General features: G+C 69.3%; 13 protein-coding genes. All 13 read left to right on the forward strand.

Going from position 1 to position 18,799, the window contains the following annotated elements; genetic code table 11:
• On the forward strand, positions 1 to 886 hold an 886-nt coding region (locus G7Z99_RS17610), incomplete at its 5' end, for an SrfA family protein (RefSeq protein WP_258197077.1).
• Between the two features lie 12 nt (positions 887 to 898).
• On the forward strand, positions 899 to 4,018 hold the full coding sequence (locus G7Z99_RS17615) for a virulence factor SrfB (RefSeq protein ID WP_181096033.1): 3,120 nt from the start codon (positions 899 to 901) through the stop codon (positions 4,016 to 4,018).
• Entirely contained in the window at positions 4,015 to 6,681 is a 2,667-nt protein-coding gene (locus G7Z99_RS17620) for a virulence factor SrfC family protein (RefSeq protein ID WP_181096034.1), read from the forward strand. The genes G7Z99_RS17615 and G7Z99_RS17620 overlap by 4 nt, the downstream gene beginning before the upstream one ends.
• A gap of 3 nt (positions 6,682 to 6,684) precedes the next feature.
• The gene (locus G7Z99_RS17625) at positions 6,685 to 7,680 is read left to right on the forward strand and encodes a hypothetical protein (RefSeq protein WP_181096036.1); all 996 of its coding nucleotides are present in this window, start codon (positions 6,685 to 6,687) and stop codon (positions 7,678 to 7,680) included.
• Entirely contained in the window at positions 7,677 to 9,650 is a 1,974-nt protein-coding gene (locus G7Z99_RS17630; RefSeq protein ID WP_181096038.1) for a vWA domain-containing protein, read from the forward strand. Before G7Z99_RS17625 ends, G7Z99_RS17630 begins: the two co-directional genes overlap by 4 nt.
• Position 9,651: 1 nt before the next feature.
• Positions 9,652 to 10,344: an ABC transporter ATP-binding protein gene (locus tag G7Z99_RS17635; RefSeq protein WP_181096040.1), complete on the forward strand. Its 693-nt coding sequence runs from the start codon at positions 9,652 to 9,654 to the stop codon at positions 10,342 to 10,344.
• On the forward strand, positions 10,328 to 11,548 hold the full coding sequence (locus G7Z99_RS17640; RefSeq protein ID WP_181096042.1) for an ABC transporter permease: 1,221 nt from the start codon (positions 10,328 to 10,330) through the stop codon (positions 11,546 to 11,548). The genes G7Z99_RS17635 and G7Z99_RS17640 overlap by 17 nt, the downstream gene beginning before the upstream one ends.
• Positions 11,549 to 11,570: 22 nt before the next feature.
• The gene (locus G7Z99_RS17645) at positions 11,571 to 13,082 is read left to right on the forward strand and encodes a formylglycine-generating enzyme family protein (RefSeq protein ID WP_181096107.1); all 1,512 of its coding nucleotides are present in this window, start codon (positions 11,571 to 11,573) and stop codon (positions 13,080 to 13,082) included.
• A gap of 46 nt (positions 13,083 to 13,128) precedes the next feature.
• A complete protein-coding gene (locus G7Z99_RS17650; RefSeq protein ID WP_181096044.1) occupies positions 13,129 to 13,866 on the forward strand; it encodes a hypothetical protein in 738 nt (245 codons plus the stop codon).
• Between the two features lie 6 nt (positions 13,867 to 13,872).
• On the forward strand, positions 13,873 to 14,370 hold the full coding sequence (locus G7Z99_RS17655) for a hypothetical protein (protein ID WP_181096046.1): 498 nt from the start codon (positions 13,873 to 13,875) through the stop codon (positions 14,368 to 14,370).
• Between the two features lie 51 nt (positions 14,371 to 14,421).
• Positions 14,422 to 15,669 carry a VWA domain-containing protein gene (locus G7Z99_RS17660; protein ID WP_181096048.1) on the forward strand — a complete coding sequence of 416 codons (1,248 nt, stop codon included), beginning with the start codon at positions 14,422 to 14,424 and terminating at the stop codon, positions 15,667 to 15,669.
• Positions 15,670 to 16,109: 440 nt separating this feature from the next.
• Positions 16,110 to 17,036 (forward strand): cation diffusion facilitator family transporter, encoded by a 927-nt coding sequence (locus tag G7Z99_RS17665; RefSeq protein ID WP_181096050.1) that lies wholly within the window; start codon positions 16,110 to 16,112, stop codon positions 17,034 to 17,036.
• Between the two features lie 164 nt (positions 17,037 to 17,200).
• Positions 17,201 to 18,562, forward strand: coding sequence for an APC family permease (locus G7Z99_RS17670; RefSeq protein WP_181096052.1), 1,362 nt, complete (start codon positions 17,201 to 17,203; stop codon positions 18,560 to 18,562).
• Positions 18,563 to 18,799: the final 237 nt, after the last annotated feature.

The raw sequence follows: 18,799 nt of genomic DNA on the forward strand, positions 1-18,799 counted from the left end.
CACCCCTGCCCCCGTGTTCACCCCGCCGCCGCTGAGCGTGCCGGTCGAACGGGCGCGCCCTTGGTGGCGCCGCAGGTGGTGGCTGTGGCTGCTGCTGGCGTTGCTGCTGCTGGCCCTGCTGTTCGGTCTGTTGCGCGGCTGCGCGCCCCAGCTGGGCCTGCCGACCCTGGCGGTCGATGCTCCGCGCCTGGAGCGTCCGACGACGGGCGTGCCGGCGCTGAGCGGTCCGAGCGCCCCGACCCTTGGCGCGCCAGCACTGACGTCCGGCGTCGGCGTCGGCGCCACCGGGGGCGTACCCGCTGTCCCGGGGGGCGGCGCCGTGCCCGACGCAGGCGCCAGTGCGCCCGGTGCAGCTGCAGCCCCCGCCGCTGACGAGGCGGCCCCGCTGCCCGCAGAACCTCCAGCCGCAGACGCACCCGGTACCCCAGCCGATGCCACGCCAGCGCCGGCCCCAGCCACGCCCGACGCCCAGGCCGGTGCCGCACCGGTCGCGCCTTCCGCGCCCTCGGCCGGCACTGCGCCGCCGCTGACCATTCCCGAAGACGCCAGCGAAGGCCCGGCAGACTTCCTCAACGGCAACTACCGCGCCGGTGCCGGCATCCTCGACGCCAGCACCGCCAAGCCGCTGCGCCTGGAATACGCCTTCGAGAACGGCCAGGGCAACGTCACCATCCGCCGCCCGGACGGCGTGAACTGCACCGGCGCGGTCAACGCCGCCATGCGTGGCGGCCAGCTGGGCATCGAAAGCCAGGACCAGGCCACCTGCACCGACGGCGGTCGCTACGACATGCCCACGGTGAGCTGCGCCCCCGGCGCGCAACGCATCGCCGACTGCCAAGGCCATTACGGCTCCAGCCAATTCCCCATTTCCATGCGCCGCGAATAAAGGCCTCCTCCCATGCTGCCCGAGCTCACCCCCTTCGAAGATACCGTTCACCTGGTCAACGACAGCGGCCTGCAGTTCCTCGATTTCGCCGTCCGGCTCGACCCTGCCAAGGAACCCGCCGGGCGTTTCGCGCGCATGGGCAACACCCTGATCGCGCGGCTGCTGCTCAACCACGAGACCCGTGAGTACTTCCACCTCGGGCCGGTGAACGACAACGGTCAGGCCGGCCAGCACGAGCGCCTGGTCAGCGTGGTCGACGAAGAAGACCTAGCCCTGAGCCTGCAGAGCAGCCTGACCCTGCTCGACGGTCTGTGGCTGCCGGCGCCGTTCTTCCGCTTCCTGCCGCCGGAGCGCTTCGACGAAGGCCCGACCAACTGGGCACGCATGCGCCTGGTGCGCCTGGCGCAGCCGGACGTGGACGGCAACACCCATCGCCTGACGCTGGCCTTCGACACCCGCGCCATGGCCAGCAGCCAGGGCATGCAGTACCTGGCGCCGACCCAGGACGACATCAACGCCGGGGCCAGCTTTCGCCTGGCCTGCCAGGCCCGCCAGAGCCGCTGGTTCCTCGACCAGCAATGGGTACGCCTGTGGCTCGAAGAGGTGTACCGCGACAGCCAGAAGGCCCGCCCCAGCGAAGACGTCGACGAGGAAATCGACGAGCAGCGCCACCTGGGCCACTACCTCAACCTGCTGAGCCTGATGGCGCGTCCGGTGCCCGAGCAGTACACCCAGGCGCCGGCCCGCCTTCCGGTGCCGGACATCAAGCTCGCCGCCAACGGCGTGGCCTCGCTGGAGCCGCCGATCCCGGTGGACCTGGTGCTGGACGTGGGCAACTCGCGCACCTGCGGCATCCTGATCGAGAACCACGGGCAGTCCGGTGATGGCCTCAAGCACAACTACGTGCTGCAGATCCGCGACCTCACCTGCCCCGAGCAGGTCTACAGCCAGCCGTTCGAGAGCCGCGTGGAGTTCGCCCAGGCCAGCTTCGGCAAAGAGAACTTCTCGGTGCAGAGCGGCCGCCACGATGCCTTCCAGTGGCCCACCATCGCCCGGGTCGGTGCCGAAGCCGGTCGCCTGTCGGGGCGGCGCAAGGGCACCGAAGGCTCGACCGGGCTGTCCAGCCCCAAGCGCTACCTGTGGGACGAGAACGCCTACCTGCACGGCTGGCGCTTCAACAGCGCCTACGTGCGCAGCGACAGCGAACCGAAGGCCACGGCGGCGCCGTTCTCGCACCGGGTGACCAAGCTCGGGCAAGCGTTCTACAAGCTCAAGCACGAAGACGACCGGCTGCCGGCGTTCACCCCGCAGTACTCACGCAGCTCGCTGATGACCTTCATGCTCGCCGAGGTGCTGACCCAGGCCCTGGTGCAGATCAACAGCCCGGCCCAGCGAACGCGCATGGGCCATACCCAGCGCCCGCGGCAGCTGTCCAGCGTGACCCTGACCGTGCCGCCGGGCATGCCCCAGGTCGAACGCAGCCTGCTCAACGACCGCCTGCTGCAGGCCATCGCCCTGGTGTGGAAGTGCATGGGCTGGCACGACGGCGACCTGGACCCGGCCAAGGCCCGCGCCAGCAACGACATCCCGGCGCCGCGCATTCCGCTGCCCAAGGTCAAGGTCGAGTGGGACGAAGCGTCCTGCGGCCAGCTGGTGTACCTGTACACCGAGATCCGCGAGAACTTCGCCGGCCACCCGCAGGAGTTCTTCGACACCCTCGCCCGCCCCGACAAGACCGACCGTGAGGCCGTGACCCTGGCCAGCATCGACATCGGCGGCGGCACCAGCGACCTGGTGATCACCGACTACCGCCTGGAGCGCGCCAGCGAGCATGCCGGCGGCAGCAACGTGACCATCCTGCCGGCGCAGCGCTTTCGCGACAGCTTCAAGATCGCCGGGGACGACATCCTGCTCGACGTGATCCAGCGCTTCGTCCTGCCGGGGCTGGAGCAGGCCTTCGCCGAGGCGGGCGTGCAGGCGCCGCGTGCCCTGCTTTCGCGCCTGTGTGGCGACGAGAGCACCAGCGCCCAGGACGCGGTGTTGCGCCAGCAGTTGAACCTGCAGGTGTTCACGCCGCTGGGCCTGCACCTGCTGGCGCTGTACGAGCGCTTCGACCCCGAGGTGCCGTGCACCGTGCACGAGCCGAGCTACGCCGAGGTGCTGGCACTCACCCACGGGGCGATCGGCGAGCGCGTGCGCGAGTACGTGGCCAGCAACGTACGCCGGGCCGACGGCGGCAATGCCCGGTTCGAGCTGGACCAGGTGCGCCTGCGCGTGGACCTGGCGGCCATTCACCAGGCCTTCCTCAAGGGCCAGATCAACCTGTGCAAGGTGCTCGACGCCCTGACCGAGGTGGTCTTCCACTACCCGTGCGACGCCCTGCTGATCACCGGCCGGCCCTCGCGGCTGCCTGGCGTGCTGGCCTACCTGCGACGCAAGGTGCCGTTGCCGCCCGGGCGCATCGTGCCCATGGACGGCTACCGTGTCGGCGGCTGGTACCCCTTCCACCGCAACGGCCGCATCGACGACCCCAAGACCACCGCGGCCGTGGGCGCGATGCTCTGCCTGCTGAGCGAGCAGCGCAAGATCTCCAACTTCTACTTCAGCGTCGCGCGCCTGAAGCCGTACTCGACCATGCGTCACATCGGCAAGCTCGACGAGAACAACCTGATCATCGACCACGACCTGCTCTACCGCGACGTGATCCACACCGACGCCCAGGGCAACGAGAGCCTGCGCCTGCATGCGCCGGAGGTAGAAGCACCGGTGCTGCGCGTGCTCGGCAAGACCCGCCTGGGCTACCGCCAGCTGGCCGCCCAGCGCTGGGTGGCTGCGCCGCTGTACCTGGTCGAACTGACCGACAGTGGCACCCGCAAGCTGGCCAACAAGCGCACCCGCGACGGCCGTGAGCCGTGCCTGCTGCTGCGCCTGCGGGTCGAGGCGGCCGACAGCGACCGCGCCGAAGCCGAGATCGTCGCCGAGAAGCTGCTGATCGACGAGAACATCGAAAGCAACGTGGAGGGCGAGTCCTTCACCCGCAAGGACGTGCGCTTGCAGCTGTACACCATGCTGAGCGCCGAAGGTGGCGCCTCCAACTACTGGCTCGACAGCGGGAGCGTGAGTCCGAAATGAGCAAGCTGACTGCTGAACCCACCGCGCTCGCCCAGGCCTGGGCCAACGTCTACACCGGCGCAGGTCTGGCCCTGGACTGGATCGCCGAGGTCGCCCCGGCGGTCGAGGACATCGCCCAGCGCGCGCCGAGCCTGAACCGCGACCTGCACCGCGCCCGCAACCTGGCGCGCAGCCTGCAGCGGGTCAGCGCCACGCCGATGACCGCCGGCTTCTTCGGCCTGTCCCAGGCCGGCAAGAGCTACCTGATCTCGGCCCTGGCCGCCGACGCGCAGGGCCGCCTGGAAACCCGTCTCGGCCCACGCACGCTGGACTTCATCGAACACGTCAACCCGGTCGGCGGCGGCAAGGAAGCCACTGGCCTGGTCACGCGCTTCACTCGCCACGCCCAGCCCAGTCCGGACCCGGCCTTCCCGGTGGAGCTGCGGCTGTTCCGCGAGATCGAGATCGCGATCATCCTGGCCAATGCCTGGTTCGAGGACTTCGACCACCAGCAGCTCGACTCGGCCTTCACCGAGGCGCGCATCGACGCGGCCCTGGCGCCGTTCGCCGACGTGACCGCCGGGCCGGCCGTGCCGGGGTTCGACCGTGACGACCTGGTGCTGCTGTGGGATTACCTGGAGCACCACTACCGTCACCCAGTGCAGCCGCTGGCCGCCCGCTACTGGCCGCGGGTGCTGGAGATCGCCCCGCAACTGTCGGTGCGCGATCGCGCCCGCCTGCTGGCGCCGCTCTGGGGCAACCTGGGGCCGATGACCGACACCTACGAGCAGCTGGCCGGCGCGCTGCACCGGCTGGGCCTGGCGCAGACCGTGATGGCGCCGCTCAGTGCACTGGTCAGCGAGCGCGACGGCCTGCTGGTGCAAAGCAACAGCATCATGAACGTCGACATCCTCAGCCAGCTGGGCGCAGCCGACGATGGCCTGTTGCAGGTCCGTCCACTGCAAGCCAGCGGCGAGCTGGGCGCACCGGCCGGGGTACAGACCGCGCAGTTGGCGGCGCTGACCAGCGAACTGATCTTCGGCCTGCTCAACGAGCCGGCCAACGACATCGTCAACCGGGTCGACGTGCTGGACTTCCCCGGTTACCGCAGCCGCGAAAAACTGCTCAGGCTGCCCGAGCAGGCCGGCAACCCGGTGGCCAAGCTGCTGCTGCGCGGCAAGGTCGCCTACCTGTTCGAGCGCTACACCCAGGAGCAGGAGATGAACGCCCTGGTAATGTGCACCAGCACGTTCAAGCAGAGCGAGGTGGTCAGCGTCGGCAAGGTCCTGCAGGACTGGATCGACCGCACCCAGGGCGCCAGCCCGCAGCAGCGCGATGGCCAGGACGCAGGCCTGGTCTGGGCGCTGACCATGAGCGACGGCTTCATCACCGGCGCCCTGGAAAAGTCCGCCGCGCAGTACCCCGAAGCGTGCGAGAACATGCTCAAGCTCACCCTGATCGAACGCTTCGGCAACGAGCCGTGGATGCGCGAATGGGGCAGCCAGCCGTTCAACAACACCTACCTGGTGCGCAAGCCGCGCCTGGAAAACACCTTCATCGACCTGAGCGCCAAGACCCCTGACGGCACCCGTCAGGAGCTGGGCCTGAAGACCGACAAACAGGCTGACCTGGCGCAGCTCAAGGCCAGCTTCGTCGGCAGCGAACTCAGCCGCCGCCACGTGGCCGACGCCGACGCCGCCTGGGATGCGATGCTCGCCCTCAACGACGGCGGCCTGGCCCGCTTCAGCGCCGCGTTCGCCCGCGCCACGCCGCTGTCGCGCAAGCTCGAGCGCATCGCCCAGCAGTACGAGGACCTGCTCGCGCAGCTGCTGCCACGCCTGGCCCAGTACTACCAGGCCGGTGGCGAAGACGAGCGCCAGCAGAAGAAAGAGCTGGCCAACCGCATCGCCGCGCCGTTCGTGCGCCAGGCGCAGCGCAAGCACCTGCTCGGCGAACTGCTGGCCTACATGGCGGTGCCGGAGAGCGCCCTGCGCGAGCTGTACCTGTCGGGCGACTTCGACAGCGCCGACAGCCCCCCGGCCGCCGCCGATGCCGCGCCGGTCGTGGACGACTTCGACATCTTCGGCGCGCCGGACGCCGCCGCGCCCGCCCCGGCGGTGACCGAGTACCAGAGCCACGAGCACCAGTTCGCCCGTGCCGCCTTCGACCTCTGGGCCGCGCACCTGCGCACCCTGAGCCGCCGTGCGTACGTGCTGCAGATGCTCGATCTGCCGGCCGAGACGGTCGCTGCCCTGGTCAACGAGCTGGTGGTCTGCGCCGAACGCCTGGAGCTGCCCCGCCAGCTCAGCGAAGCGCTCCTGCGCCGCGCCCAGAGCGGCGTGCGCCGCGAGTCGCTGGTGCAACGCCAGGTGCTGACCGCGCAACTGGTGCTCAACGACTTCAGCGCCTGGTTCGGCCACCTGGGCGAGCCCCAGGCCCAGCGCCCCAACAGCCTGCTGGGCAGCCGCGAGCCGCTGTTCGCCTTCTACCAGCGGCCGATGCCGGGACGCTTCCCCGAACTGGCGGCGCAGGCCGAGGACCAGGCGGTGACGTTCGCCGACAGCTGGATCTCCGGCGTGGCGATCCACACCCAGAACAACGCCGGGCACCGCAAGGGCCTGGCGATCAGCCCCGAACAGAACGAACGACTGGGCCTGGCCCTGAACCGGCTCACAGCGAGATAAACGATGGCTATCACCCCCAAGCTGCAGCCTTTGCTCCCCTCGACCCCCGGCCGTGCCCTGCTGCACGTGCGGGGCTGGGAATACGACAGCGGCGCGCTGTCCTTCGCCATCCAGCGCAACCAGGACGAGCACTACCTGCAGGCTGACCAGCACTGGAGCAACACACCCTGCTGGTTCGAGCAGGCGTTCGAGGAAGACGCCAGCGGCGAGCACCTGACCTGTACGCTGGGCGCGCAGATCGTCGACCCGTTGCTGAGTCAGCCGAACAACCTCTACAACCTGCGCCTGCGCGGCCCGGATGGCGAGGACGAGAACGTCCTGCGCCTGGCCGACGGCCTGCTGCCTTCCGGCGCTGCCGCAGCCACCGGCCCGGCGGGGGCCGAGCGCAGCGCGGTGCTGACGCCTGAGCCGGCACCGACACCGCCGCCGGTGGTCGAACCTGAGCCTGTGCCTGCTCCCGAGCCGGCCCCTGAGCCGGTCGCCCCGCCGCCTGCCCCGCCGGTCACGCCCCCGGCGAAAGCCAGCAAGACCGGCCTGTGGATCGCCCTGGTCCTGATCCTGCTGGCGTTGGCGGCCCTGGCCTGGTGGCTGCTCAAGCCAGGCGCCGAGCCGGCCGCGCCCGCTGCGCCTGCACCCGCCGCCGCGACGACGGCCGCCCCATGCAGCCGCGAAGCCTTGGCCAGCGATTCGGAGCTGCAGTTCGTCCAGGCCTGCATCCAGCAGGCGCCGGGCAGCCAGGCCTTGCTCGAGACCATCGCCCAGGCCAAGGCGGCCAAGCAGTGCGGCGTGGCGCAGCGGCTGTACGCCAACCGCGCCCAGGCCGGCGACCTGGCCATCGCCAGCGCCTACGCCCACGAGTACGACCCCAAGTTCCTGCAACCCAGCGACTGTTTCAAGGCGCCTGACGACGCCACGGCGGTGTACTGGTACGAAACCATCCAGGGCTTCGACCCGGACAATGCCGAGGCCGCCGAGCGCCTCAAGGACCTGAAGAAGTGAAGCTGCGCCTGATCGCCCTCGCCGCCGGCCTTGTGCTGGCCCACGGCACCGTGCTGGCCGCCGACAAACCGCTGCTGCAAGCCGGCAAGAAGACCCTGTTCCAGCGCGTGCTGACCACACCGGGCTGCCACCTGAGCCCGACGGCGGGCGCCCCGGCCGGGGCCGAACAGCCGGCCTTCAGCCGCTTCTACGTGTACGAACGCAGCCAGGCCGGCAACGCCGAATGGCTCAAGGTCGGCCCGGACAGCTTCGGCAAGACCCTTGGCTGGCTGCCGGCGGCCTGCACGGTGGAATGGCGCATGCAGCTCACCCTGGCCTTCACCAACCCGGCCAACCGCGACCGCCTGCTGTTCTTCAAGGAGCGCAAGACCCTCGAGGGCATCCTCGACGCGCCCGACCCGGTCAGCCACATTGCCCCGCTACGCGCCAAGCTCAAGCAGGGCCAGACCGCCCCAGGCGTACTGGCCCAGGAGCCCGAATACTTCATCGACCTGCAGAAGCAGTTCTACCTGCTGCCGGTGCTCAGCGGCGAAGAAGTCATGACCGAAGCCGGCTTTCGCACGCGCATCCTCGACGTGGCCTCGGTCAGCAAGGCCGACGCCCAGGCCACCAACGCCCCGGCCAACGCAGCCGCGCAGGGTGCAGCCGGCGCCGGCAACAGCGCCAGCCAGCTCAAGGAATTCAGCGCGGCGGTGGTGTTCGTGATCGACTCGACCATCTCCATGGACCCGTACATCGAGCGCACCCGCGAGGCGATCCGCAAGGTCTATGCGCAGATCGCCAAGGAAAACCTCGGCCGCCAGGTCAAGTTCGGGCTGGTCGCCTTCCGCTCCAGCACCCAGGCGGTGCCGGGCCTGGAATACCTGACCAAGCTGTACGCCGACCCCAACACGGTCAAGGACGGCGACGACTTCCTGGCCAAGGTCGCGGACCTCAAGCAGGCCAAGGTGTCGAGCAAGGCGTTCGACGAGGACGCCTACGCCGGGGTGATGCAGGCCATCGACACGATCGACTGGAAACCCTTCGGTGCCCGCTACGTGGTGCTGATCACCGACGCCGGGGCACTGGACGGTGACGACAAGCTTTCCTCCACCGGGCTGAGCGCCGAGCAGGTGCGCATCGAGGCGGCCAACCCGGGCGTGGCGCTGTACACCCTGCACCTCAAGACCCCGGCCGGGGCCAAGGACCACGCCCGGGCCGAGGCGCAATACCAGGCGCTGTCGACCTACACCGGCACCCAGACGTCGCTGTACTACCCGGTGGACGCCGGCGACGTGGAAGCCTACGGGCGCAAGGTGGATGCCCTGGCCAGCGCCATCACCGGCCAGGTCAAGGCCGCCTACATGGGCGACGAGGCCATCGGCAGCGCGCTCAACGCCAAGGCCACGCCCGAAGAGCAGAAGCTGGTCGACGACGCCGCGCTGATCGGCCACGCCATGCGCCTGGCCTACCTGGGCGAACAGCAAGGCACCCAGGCGCCACCGGTGTTCCAGGCGTGGATCGCCGACCGTGACCCGATCAAGCAGAACGTGCCGACCACCGACGTGCGCGTGCTGCTGACCAAGGCGCAGCTGAGCGACCTGTCCGAGGTGCTCAAGCAGATCCTCGACGCTGCCAACCAGGGGCTGATCTCGCCCAGCGACATGTTCGAACGCCTGCGCAACGTGGCCGCGACCATGGGCACCGACCCCAACCAGCTCAAGGCCAACGGCAACGCCAAGGTGGCCGACCTGGGCGTGCTCGGCGAATACCTCGACGACCTGCCCTACCACAGCGAGGTCCTGAACCTCGACGAGGAGACCTGGAAGAGCTGGGACGGCCTGGCCCAGGAGAAATTCATCCGCACCCTGGCCACCAAGCTGCGCCACTACCAGCGCTACAACGCCGACGTGGACCGCTGGGTGTCCCTGGCCGAAGGCAGCGATGCACGTGACTACGTGTACCCGGTGCCGCTGGAAATGATGCCCTGACATGCTCGAGGTCGATGCCCTGAGCGTACAGCGCGGCGTGCCTGGTCACGGCCATGCGGTGCACTTGCCCTCGTTGCGCCTGGCGTCTGGCCAGGTGCTGGCGATCACCGGCGAAAGCGGCTGCGGCAAGAGCACCCTGCTCGAGGCCCTGGGCCTGCTGCTGTCGCCCAGCCAGCTGGGGCGCTACCGGCTCGACGACATCGACGTGGCGGCGCTGCTGGCCCGCGGCGAGCAGGCACGCCTGGCCGAGCTGCGCGCGCAGCGTCTGGGCTTCATCCTGCAGAACGGTGGCCTGCTGCCGTTTCTGGACGTGGCGGCGAACATTCGCCTGCCGCGCCAGCTGCTGGGTCTGCCTGGCCTGGGCGCCGGCGCCGAGCGAGCCATCGAGGTGCTCAACCTGGGGCCGTTGCTGAACAAGCTGCCGCAGGCTTTGTCGATCGGCGAACGCCAGCGCGTGGCCTGCGCCCGGGCCATCGCCCACCAGCCGCGCCTGCTGCTGGCCGACGAGCCGACCGCGGCGCTCGATCCGCACAATGCCCAGCGTCTGTTCGGCCTGCTGCTGGAACTGGCGCGCGAGCTGCAACTGGCCGTGTTGCTGGTGTCCCACGACTGGGCCCTGGTCGAGGCCTTCGGCCTGCCGAGCCTGCGCGCCCACAGCCGCCCGGGGGAGACGCACTTTGCCACGCTGGCCTGAACGTCTGCGCCTGCTGACCCAGCTGGCGCTCGCCGATCTGTGGCACGACCGCAAGGTCTCGCTGTGCGTGGCGGCGGCGTTGGTGGCGGTGATCGCGCCGCTGCTGCTGCTGTTCGGCCTCAAGCATGGGGTGGTCAGCCAGTTGCAGGCGCAGTTGCTGAGCGACCCGCGCAACCTGGAGATCAAGCTGCTGGGCAGTGGCAACTTCGACGAGACCTGGTTGCAGACCCTGCGCGCACGGCCCGAAACCGGCTTCGCCGTCGGCCTGACGCGCTCGCTCAACACCCAGGCGGACCTGCTCGGCGAGCACGGGCGCTTCGTGGAGAACGCCGAAGTGGTGCCGACGGGGCCTGGCGATCCGCTGCTGGTCGATGCCGAGGTGCCCGCCTCGACCACGGCCACGGTGCTGAGCGCGGCGGCGGCGCGGCGCCTGGAGGCCAGTGCCGGACAGTGGATCCGCCTGCGCGTGCAGCGGCGCCTGGACGGCCACGAGCAGCGTGGCGAGCTGCGCCTGCAAGTGAGCGCCGTGCTGCCGGCCGAACGTTTCGCCCGCCCAGGCATGTTCGTCGCACCGGCGCTGCTGCAACAGCTCGAACGCTTCCGCGATGGCTACCACGTCCCGCTGCTCGGCGCCGACGGTCACTCGCAGGACGGCCTGGCGCCGCGCTATGCCAAGGCGCGGCTGTATGCCCGCGACATCGACGAGGTGACCGGGCTGGCACGCTGGCTGGAGGCGCAGCACATCGAGACCAGCAGCCGCCTGGCCGACATCGACAACGTCAAGGCCATCAATCACGTGCTGGGGGTGATCTTCGCGGTGATCGCCGGCGCGGCGCTGCTGGGCTGCCTGGCCTCGCTGGCCGGGGCCTTCCTGGCCAACATCGAACGCAAGCGCCGCAGCCTGGCGCTGCTGCGCCTGATGGGCTTCCCACGGGCTGCGGCGGCCGGCTTCATCGTGTTGCAGGCCGTGGCCCTGGCCCTGGTCGGTTACCTCGGCGGGCTGGTCTGCTACCTGGCCGGCAGCGCCCTGTTCGACCATCTGCTCGGCGGCGCCCGGGCCACCGGCGCCTTCGTCTGCCACATCACCCCTTGGCACGCCCTGGCCGCCCTGCTGCTGGCGCTGCTGGTGGCGGCCCTGGTCGCCCTCATCGGCGCGGCCCGCGCCATCCATATCGAACCTGCGGAGAGCCTGCGTGAACTGTAACTCGCTACGTGTCCTGTGCCTGATGCCCCTCCTGGCGGTGAGCCTGCAGGCCCAGGCCGGTTGGGACGAGAAGTACTACAACCCCAAGCCGGCCGAGGGCGATGTGGTGCTGCCGATGCCCTGCGACGGCGCCATGGTGTTTCGCAAGGTCTTCGTGCCCCTGGGCGGCCCGCTGGACGACTACCCGGTCAAGCTCGGCCAGGACAGCGCCGAATGGGGCTACGTGGAGCAGACCCGCCCGGCCTTCGTCGCTGGCAGCTTCACCGACGGCAAGGCGGCCAAGTCGCGCTACTACCTGCTGGCCAAGTACGAGATGAGCGATCTGCAGTACCGGGCGCTGACCGACGAAACATGCCCGACGCCGGCCACCAAGACTCGCCTGCCGGCCACCGGGGTCAGCTGGCTGCAGGCGATGCAGGCCAGCGACCGCTACAACCTGTGGCTGCGCCAGCACGCCAAGGACAAATTGCCCAAGGAGGACGGCGTGGCCGGCTTCCTGCGCCTGCCGACCGAGGTGGAGTGGGAGTTCGCCGCGCGCGGCGGCCTGCAGGTCAACGCCGCCGAGTTTCGCGATGGCCGCTACCCGATGCCTGACGGGGTCGGCGCCTACGAATGGTTCGCCGGCAGCCAGTCGGCCAACGGCCAGGCGCAGCTGACCGGCTTGCTCAAGCCCAACCCGCTGGGCCTGCACGACATGCTCGGCAACGTGGCGGAGATGATGTTCGAACCCTTCCGCCTGAACAAGCTCGACCGCCAGCACGGCCAGGCCGGCGGTTTCGTGGTTCGTGGCGGGGATTTCCGCACCGCCCAGGGCGAGCTGCGCACCGCGCTGCGTCAGGAGCGCGACTACTACGACGGCGACCATGCCGCCAGCAACAAGGGCACCGGCCTGCGCCTGGCCCTGGTGGCGCCGGCCCTGACCTCGCGCGGCCGGATCAAGGCCATCGAGCAGCAGTGGCAGACCTTGGGCCAGGCCGAGGGCACCGGCAAGGCGGACGGCTCCACCGTGCAGGCGCTCGGCCAGTTGGCTTCGGGCGTGCAGGACCAGGCCCTGAAGGATCAGCTCAAGACCCTGGAAAACCAGCTGCGCGCCAGCAACCAGCAGCAGGAGGAAAGCCGTGATCAGGCCATCCGCGCCAGCCTCAACCTGGGCGCGTTCCTGTGCACCAAGCTGCTCGACGACGGCCGCTACCTGGACTTCCTGCAAAAGAACTACGCACTCAACTGCGCCGCCGGCAGCGACGACAGCACCTGCCCGATGCGCCAGGGCAAGCTGGACGAGCAGAAGGACCGTCTGCACAAGTTGAGCAACTACTACGCCAGCACCCTGGTCGACGCCGCCACGCTGTACACCCAGCCGCTGCTCGCCAAGCAGGTGCCGGTGCAGGACGAGATCCTCACGCGCAACCCGCAGCTGCAGGACCTCAAACCCTTCCTGGGCACGCACTGGGGCAACCTCAAGGGCTACCTCAAGACCCAGAAGATCGACACCGAGGGCTGGCTGGGCCGCTGCAAGGGCGTGAAGACGCCGTGACCGCCACTTCGATACTGACTGACGCACATCGATGCAGGAGCAACACATGAAAAGGCTTTTCCCCAACCGGTGGTGGTGCGCGGTGCTCGCCGTGAGCCTGGTGCTTGGCGGGTGCGCCCAATCGACCGGCGGCCAGGGCGCCGGCAGCCTGTTCGGCGCCTCCCAGGCCAAGACCGACCCGCGCCTGACCCAGGGCCAGGACGCGAAGTTCTTCTCCAGCTCCGGCCTGACCGCCTGCGCCGCAGCAGCCGGTGTCGGCATGCTGGCCTGCGCGGTGGCGGCCGACAACAAGGTCGGCTGCATGGTCATCGCCGGTATCGGCGCCTGTGGCGTGGCGCTGGGCGCCAACTACTACTACGACTACCGTCGCAGCCAGTACGCCAACACCACCCAGCGGTTGCAGAAGATGAACGACGAGGTCAAGGCCGACACCGAGAAGGTGGCCTTGCGCAGCGCCACGCTGCAACAGGTGATCAACGACGACAAGCAGCGCATCGCCGCCCTGCGCACGTCGATTCGCAGCAAGACGGTCAACCAGGCGGCGGCGCGCCAGCAGGTGGCCGAGATCGACGCCAACCTCCAGCAGATGCGCGCGGACGTGGGCAACATGCGCAACAAGGTCACGCAGTACGAGAAGACCGCTCAGCTCGAACGGCAGAACGGCGCTGGCAAGGACGTGGCTGCCGTCGAGGCGGAGATCGCCAAGATGAACGCCAAGGTCGCCAACCTGCAAAACGAGGTCGACGGGCTCTATAGCCAGCGTTCGGCCATCACCCTGGGGTAATCACCGATGAACATCCGACACCTTTTGCCCTTGTTGGGCGTGGCGGTCCTGGCCGGTTGTGCCAGCACCGCCCAGGAATGCGACAGCACCCTGCAGGACCCGAGCCTGTTCACCAAGATGCACTGCGACCTGGGCGGGGGCTACCAGCAGCAGGTCGACCAACAGCAGCAGTCGCTGGACGCGGCGCGTGCGGAGAACGCCGCGTTCCGCCGTGTGCACGATGACCTGGTCGCGCAGCAGCAGGCCACCGGCAAGACCCTGGCCGAGCAGCAGCGTCAGCAACAGGCGCTGAACGCTTCGATGAACAGCCTGCTGGGCCAGCTCAAGGCCCGGCATGGCACCAAGGCCGGCGTGCAGCGCCAGATCGACGACCTGCAACGCCAGCTCAGCGCGGCCAAGAAGCCCGTCCCGGCCGCCAATCCGGCGCAGGTCCAGGCCCGCCAGGAGGAGCTCAAGGCGTTGCAGAAGAAGGTCTCGCTCTTGCAGATGAGCCTCGGCTACTAACACTCGCTCGACCGGGGTCGCACGACCCCGGTATCCACCGGATGTCTTTTCATGCAGCGCATCACCCATGACGCGGGGCCCTACACCGCGGCTCAGCTCGACACGCTCGGCGAAACGCTGACGCAGCTCGAGCGTCACTTTCCCCCCAGCATCGTCCACCTGTTCAGCCAGCCACGGCGGGACGGCGACGGTGTGCAGTGGTGGACCCCGCTCGAAGGCCAGCCCACGCCCTGTGCGGAGCTGAACGCCAAGGCCCAGGCCGACCTGCTGGCCCGGCTCGCGCAACGCCAGCAGGCCATCGCGCAACTGGCCGAGCGCCTGGGTGCACGCGGTGACACCCAGGCGGCGCAGGCCTTGGAGGGGCTAACCGGGCCCGTGGCGTTGGAGCACCTGTACAGCCTCAATGGCGAGCCGGTGATGATCCGCTGGGGCGCACTGGCGCCCCGCCCCGTGGCCGCGCCGCCCACGCCTCCCGTCAGCCCGCCACCGCCCCTGTCGCCTGTGCCGGTGGTGCCTCGGCGCCGCTGGGGGTGGTGGTTGCTCGGGCTGCTGGTCTTGCTGGCGCTGCTGCTGTGGGCGCTGTGGTGGTGGCGCGCGTTGTGGTGGCCGACACCGGCCACCGCGCCGATGGGCAACTATGCCTGCACGCCGGGGGCGGTCGCGCCGGACTTCGTGATGATCCTCGACACCTCGGGGTCGATGAACCTCAGCCAGTCGGCCACAGCGGCGGACGAGGAGTGGTTCGGCCAGGTGGGCGACCGCCTGCCGGCCGACAACCCCAGGCGCCAGCGGATCCTGGCCGAACCCACGCGCCTGACCCTGGCCAAGCAGGCCTTCGACGAGACGCTGGCACAGCTGCACCCGGACATCGCCACGCGAGTACTGACGTTCGATGGCTGCCAGGTGATTCGTGACCACGGGCTGTTCCGGGCCGATCAGCGCACGGACCTGCTGCGCCTGGTCGATAGCTTGCCGGCCTACCAGGCCACGCCCCTGGCGGCGAGCCTGGAACGCGCCGCCAGCCAGGTCGATGGGCGCGACAAGGATGCGGTGGTAGTGATGTTCGTCGATGGCGAAGACAACTGCGACCGGGACGTCTGCGCCGTGGTGCAGGAGATCGCCCAGCGCCAGCCACGGTTGCGGGTGAACATGCTGAGCCTGAGCGAGAACCCGCTGTCGCGCTGCGTGGCCGATGCGACCGGCGGACGGGTGTATGCGGCGCGTGATCGCCAGGCGTTGGCGCAGGGGTTGCGCGAGGCGACCGAGGAAGTGGCGCGACAGCCTGAGTGCGGGCCGTGAGGCGGGGGCTGGGCTGGGCGCAGGAGGTTCGGCGGTAGCACGGCGGGGCGGGTTTTGCGGGCCCTGCGGGCCCGATCGCGGCACGGGGGCCGCTCCCACAAGGGACCGCGTATGCCTGCATGACTTCGGCATGACTGCAGATGTTCAAAGAGGCGCCGGGTCATGGCAACAGCCCGGTCTTACAGGCAAAGCGCGGTCCCTTGTGGGAGCGGCCCCCGTGCCGCGATCGGGCCCGCAGGGCCCGTAAAACCCGCCCCGCCGTCTTTCTACATACAGACCCTCTGACCGAACCGCAGCATCAAATACCCTCCCCACCTCGCCTCCCCCATTCACCCCTGCAAGCACCCTGTGCGACCACGCACATTGACGCCACCCCCTGCGCAGCCAAGACTGTCCCGTTTCACCGCCTTTCTTCTCCGCCCGTACAAGGACCCCTCACCGTGTGGACCGAATCCGCCGTCCTCAAGCTTTCGATCCTCTGCACCGTGCTGCTGGCCGTGTTCGGCATCGTTTCCGGGCTGCTCTCCGGCTCGTTCTCCATCGTCTTCGACGGCTTCTACTCGCTGATCGACGCGCTGATGAGCGGCCTGGCGCTGGCGGTGACGTCGCTGATCGGGCGGCACACCGGCTCCGGTGCGGCCAGTCGCAAGCTGGGCGAGCGCTTCAACATGGGGTTCTGGCACCTCGAGCCGATGGTGCTGATGCTCAACGGCACGCTGCTGTGCGCGGTGTCGCTGTACGCGCTGATCAATGCCATCGGCAGCCTGCTGGACGGCGGCCAGGCCCTGCATTTCGACTATGCGGTGTTCTACGCCATGGTGGCGGTGGCGGTCTGCACGGGCATGACGCTGTACGCCCACAAGGCCAACCAGACGTTGCGTTCGGACTTCATTGCCCTGGACGTGAAGACCTGGATCATGTCCGGGAGCATTTCGGCGGCCCTGCTGGTGGCCTTCGCCATCGGCCTGCTGCTGGAGGACACGCGCTGGGGCTGGCTGCTGCCCTACATCGACCCGGCCGTGCTGGCGGTGATCTGCGCCTGCCTGGTCCCGCTGCCGCTCAAGACCTTGCACCGGGCGTTCTCCGACGTGCTCATGCTGACGCCCGCCGACCTCAAGCAGCAGGTCGATGCGATCGCCACGCGGGTGGTGGCCGAGGAAGGCTTCATCGGTCACCAGACCTACGTGGCCAAGGTCGGCCGGGCCCGGCAGATCGAGATCTACTTCATCGTCCCCGGCGGCTGGCCCGCGCAGACGCTCGAACAATGGGATACGCTGCGCGACCGCATCGGCGAGGCCATCGGCGGCGACGATGCCAACCGCTGGCTGACCATCGCCTTCACCACCGATCCGGCCTGGGCGCAATAGGCAGCGCACGGGCAGCCCGGCAAGCGCCGCTTGCAGCCGTGCACGCAGGTTTAACCTGACGCCTGCCCGGACTCGGTGATAGCGTGCCTCTGGCGACACGCCTTCGTCGCCACGTCATGCCTTCGCGCACCTCCCTACAAAAAAGCAAGAACGGGACACGACTCATGAGCCACAGCGCCGCTTCGCCTTCTCCGCTCCCCGACCCTCGACTGCGCCGCGTGCTCACGCTGCCTGCGCTGATCTTCTTCGGCCTGGTGTACATGGTGCCGCTGACCGTCTTCACCACCTACGGCATCGTCACGCAGATCACCGGTGGACGCACCGCCGGGGCCTACCTGGTGACCTTGCTGGCCATGCTGTTCACCGCGGCCTCCTACGGCATCATGGTGCGCCGTCACCCGGTGGCGGGCTCGGCCTACTCCTACACGCACATCGCCTTCGGCCCGAACGCCGGGTTCCTGGCCGGCTGGTCGCTGCTGCTGGATTACCTGTTCATCCCGATGATCAACTACCTGCTCATCGGCCTGTTCCTCAACATCGCCTTCCCGGCGATCCCGGCCTGGGTCTTCGTGCTGGTGTCGATCGTCGTGGTCACCCTGCTCAACATCGGCGGCATCCGCTCGGTGGCCAAGACCAGCAACCTGATCGTCGGCGCCCAGCTGGTGTTCATCGCCGTGTTCGTGGCGTTGTCCCGGGCGTCGCTGGACGCCGCGCCGGTCGACTACCTGGGCCCGCTGCTGGGCGATGGCAGCCAGCCGGGGTTCGCGCCGCTGATGGCGGGCGCGGCGATCCTCTGCCTGTCGTTCCTGGGCTTCGACGCCGTGTCGACGCTGGCCGAGGAAACCCGCGACCCACGCCGCGACGTGCCGCGTGCGATCCTGCTGACCACGCTGCTGGCCGGCGTGCTGTTCACCGCCCTGGCCTACCTGAGCCAACTGGTGCTGCCCGGCAGCCATTTCGCCAACCCCGATGCCGCCGCCAACGAGGTGATGGTCAAGGCCGGCGGCAGCTTCCTGGCCAGCTTCTTCACCGCAGCGTTCGTCACCGGCAACCTGGGCTCGGCGCTGGCCTCGCAGGCTGCGGTGTCGCGCATCCTCTACAGCATGGGCCGCGACCGCGTGCTGCCGACACGGCTGTTCGGCACGCTGTCGCCGCGCTTCGGCACGCCGCTCAACGCCACGCTGGTGGTGTCGGTGGTCTCGCTGGCGGCGTTGTTCGTCGACCTGGGCACACTGGCCTCCCTGATCAGCTTTGGTGCCCTGGTGGCCTTCTCCGCGGTCAACCTGGCGGTGCTGCGCACGCACCTGCTGGCCACGCCGGCGCCTGGTCAGACGCGGCGCTGGGGCCTGCATGGCGTGGTGCCGCTGGTGGGCCTGGCGTTGACGTTGTGGCTGTGGACCAGCCTGTCCGGCCTGACCCTGGCCATCGGGGTGGGCTGGTTCCTGCTCGGGGTGGCCTACCTGGGCGTATTGACCGCGGGCTTCCGCCGCACGGTGGCCGTGGCGGACTTCTCCGAAGCGGGCTGAACGGCATTGCCCGAGGCCCTGCACGGGGGGCGTGCAGGTCACGGGTAGCGAGGCCTGCACGCCGAGCACGCGAGGTTGGAACCGGACGCCTCGGGCGATGGTCATTCTGCACAGAGGCTCCCCTCTTCCAGCGATTTTCCGGCATCGAACGCAGTGCCGGCGCCGGAACGTGCGAACTCGAACCGTCGTGCCCATTGCCAAGGAAGCTGAGCCTCCCGTTGCCGACATCCGTCGGCC

Source organism: Pseudomonas entomophila (assembly GCF_013523165.1).
GTDB classification, from domain to species: domain Bacteria; phylum Pseudomonadota; class Gammaproteobacteria; order Pseudomonadales; family Pseudomonadaceae; genus Aquipseudomonas; species Aquipseudomonas entomophila_A.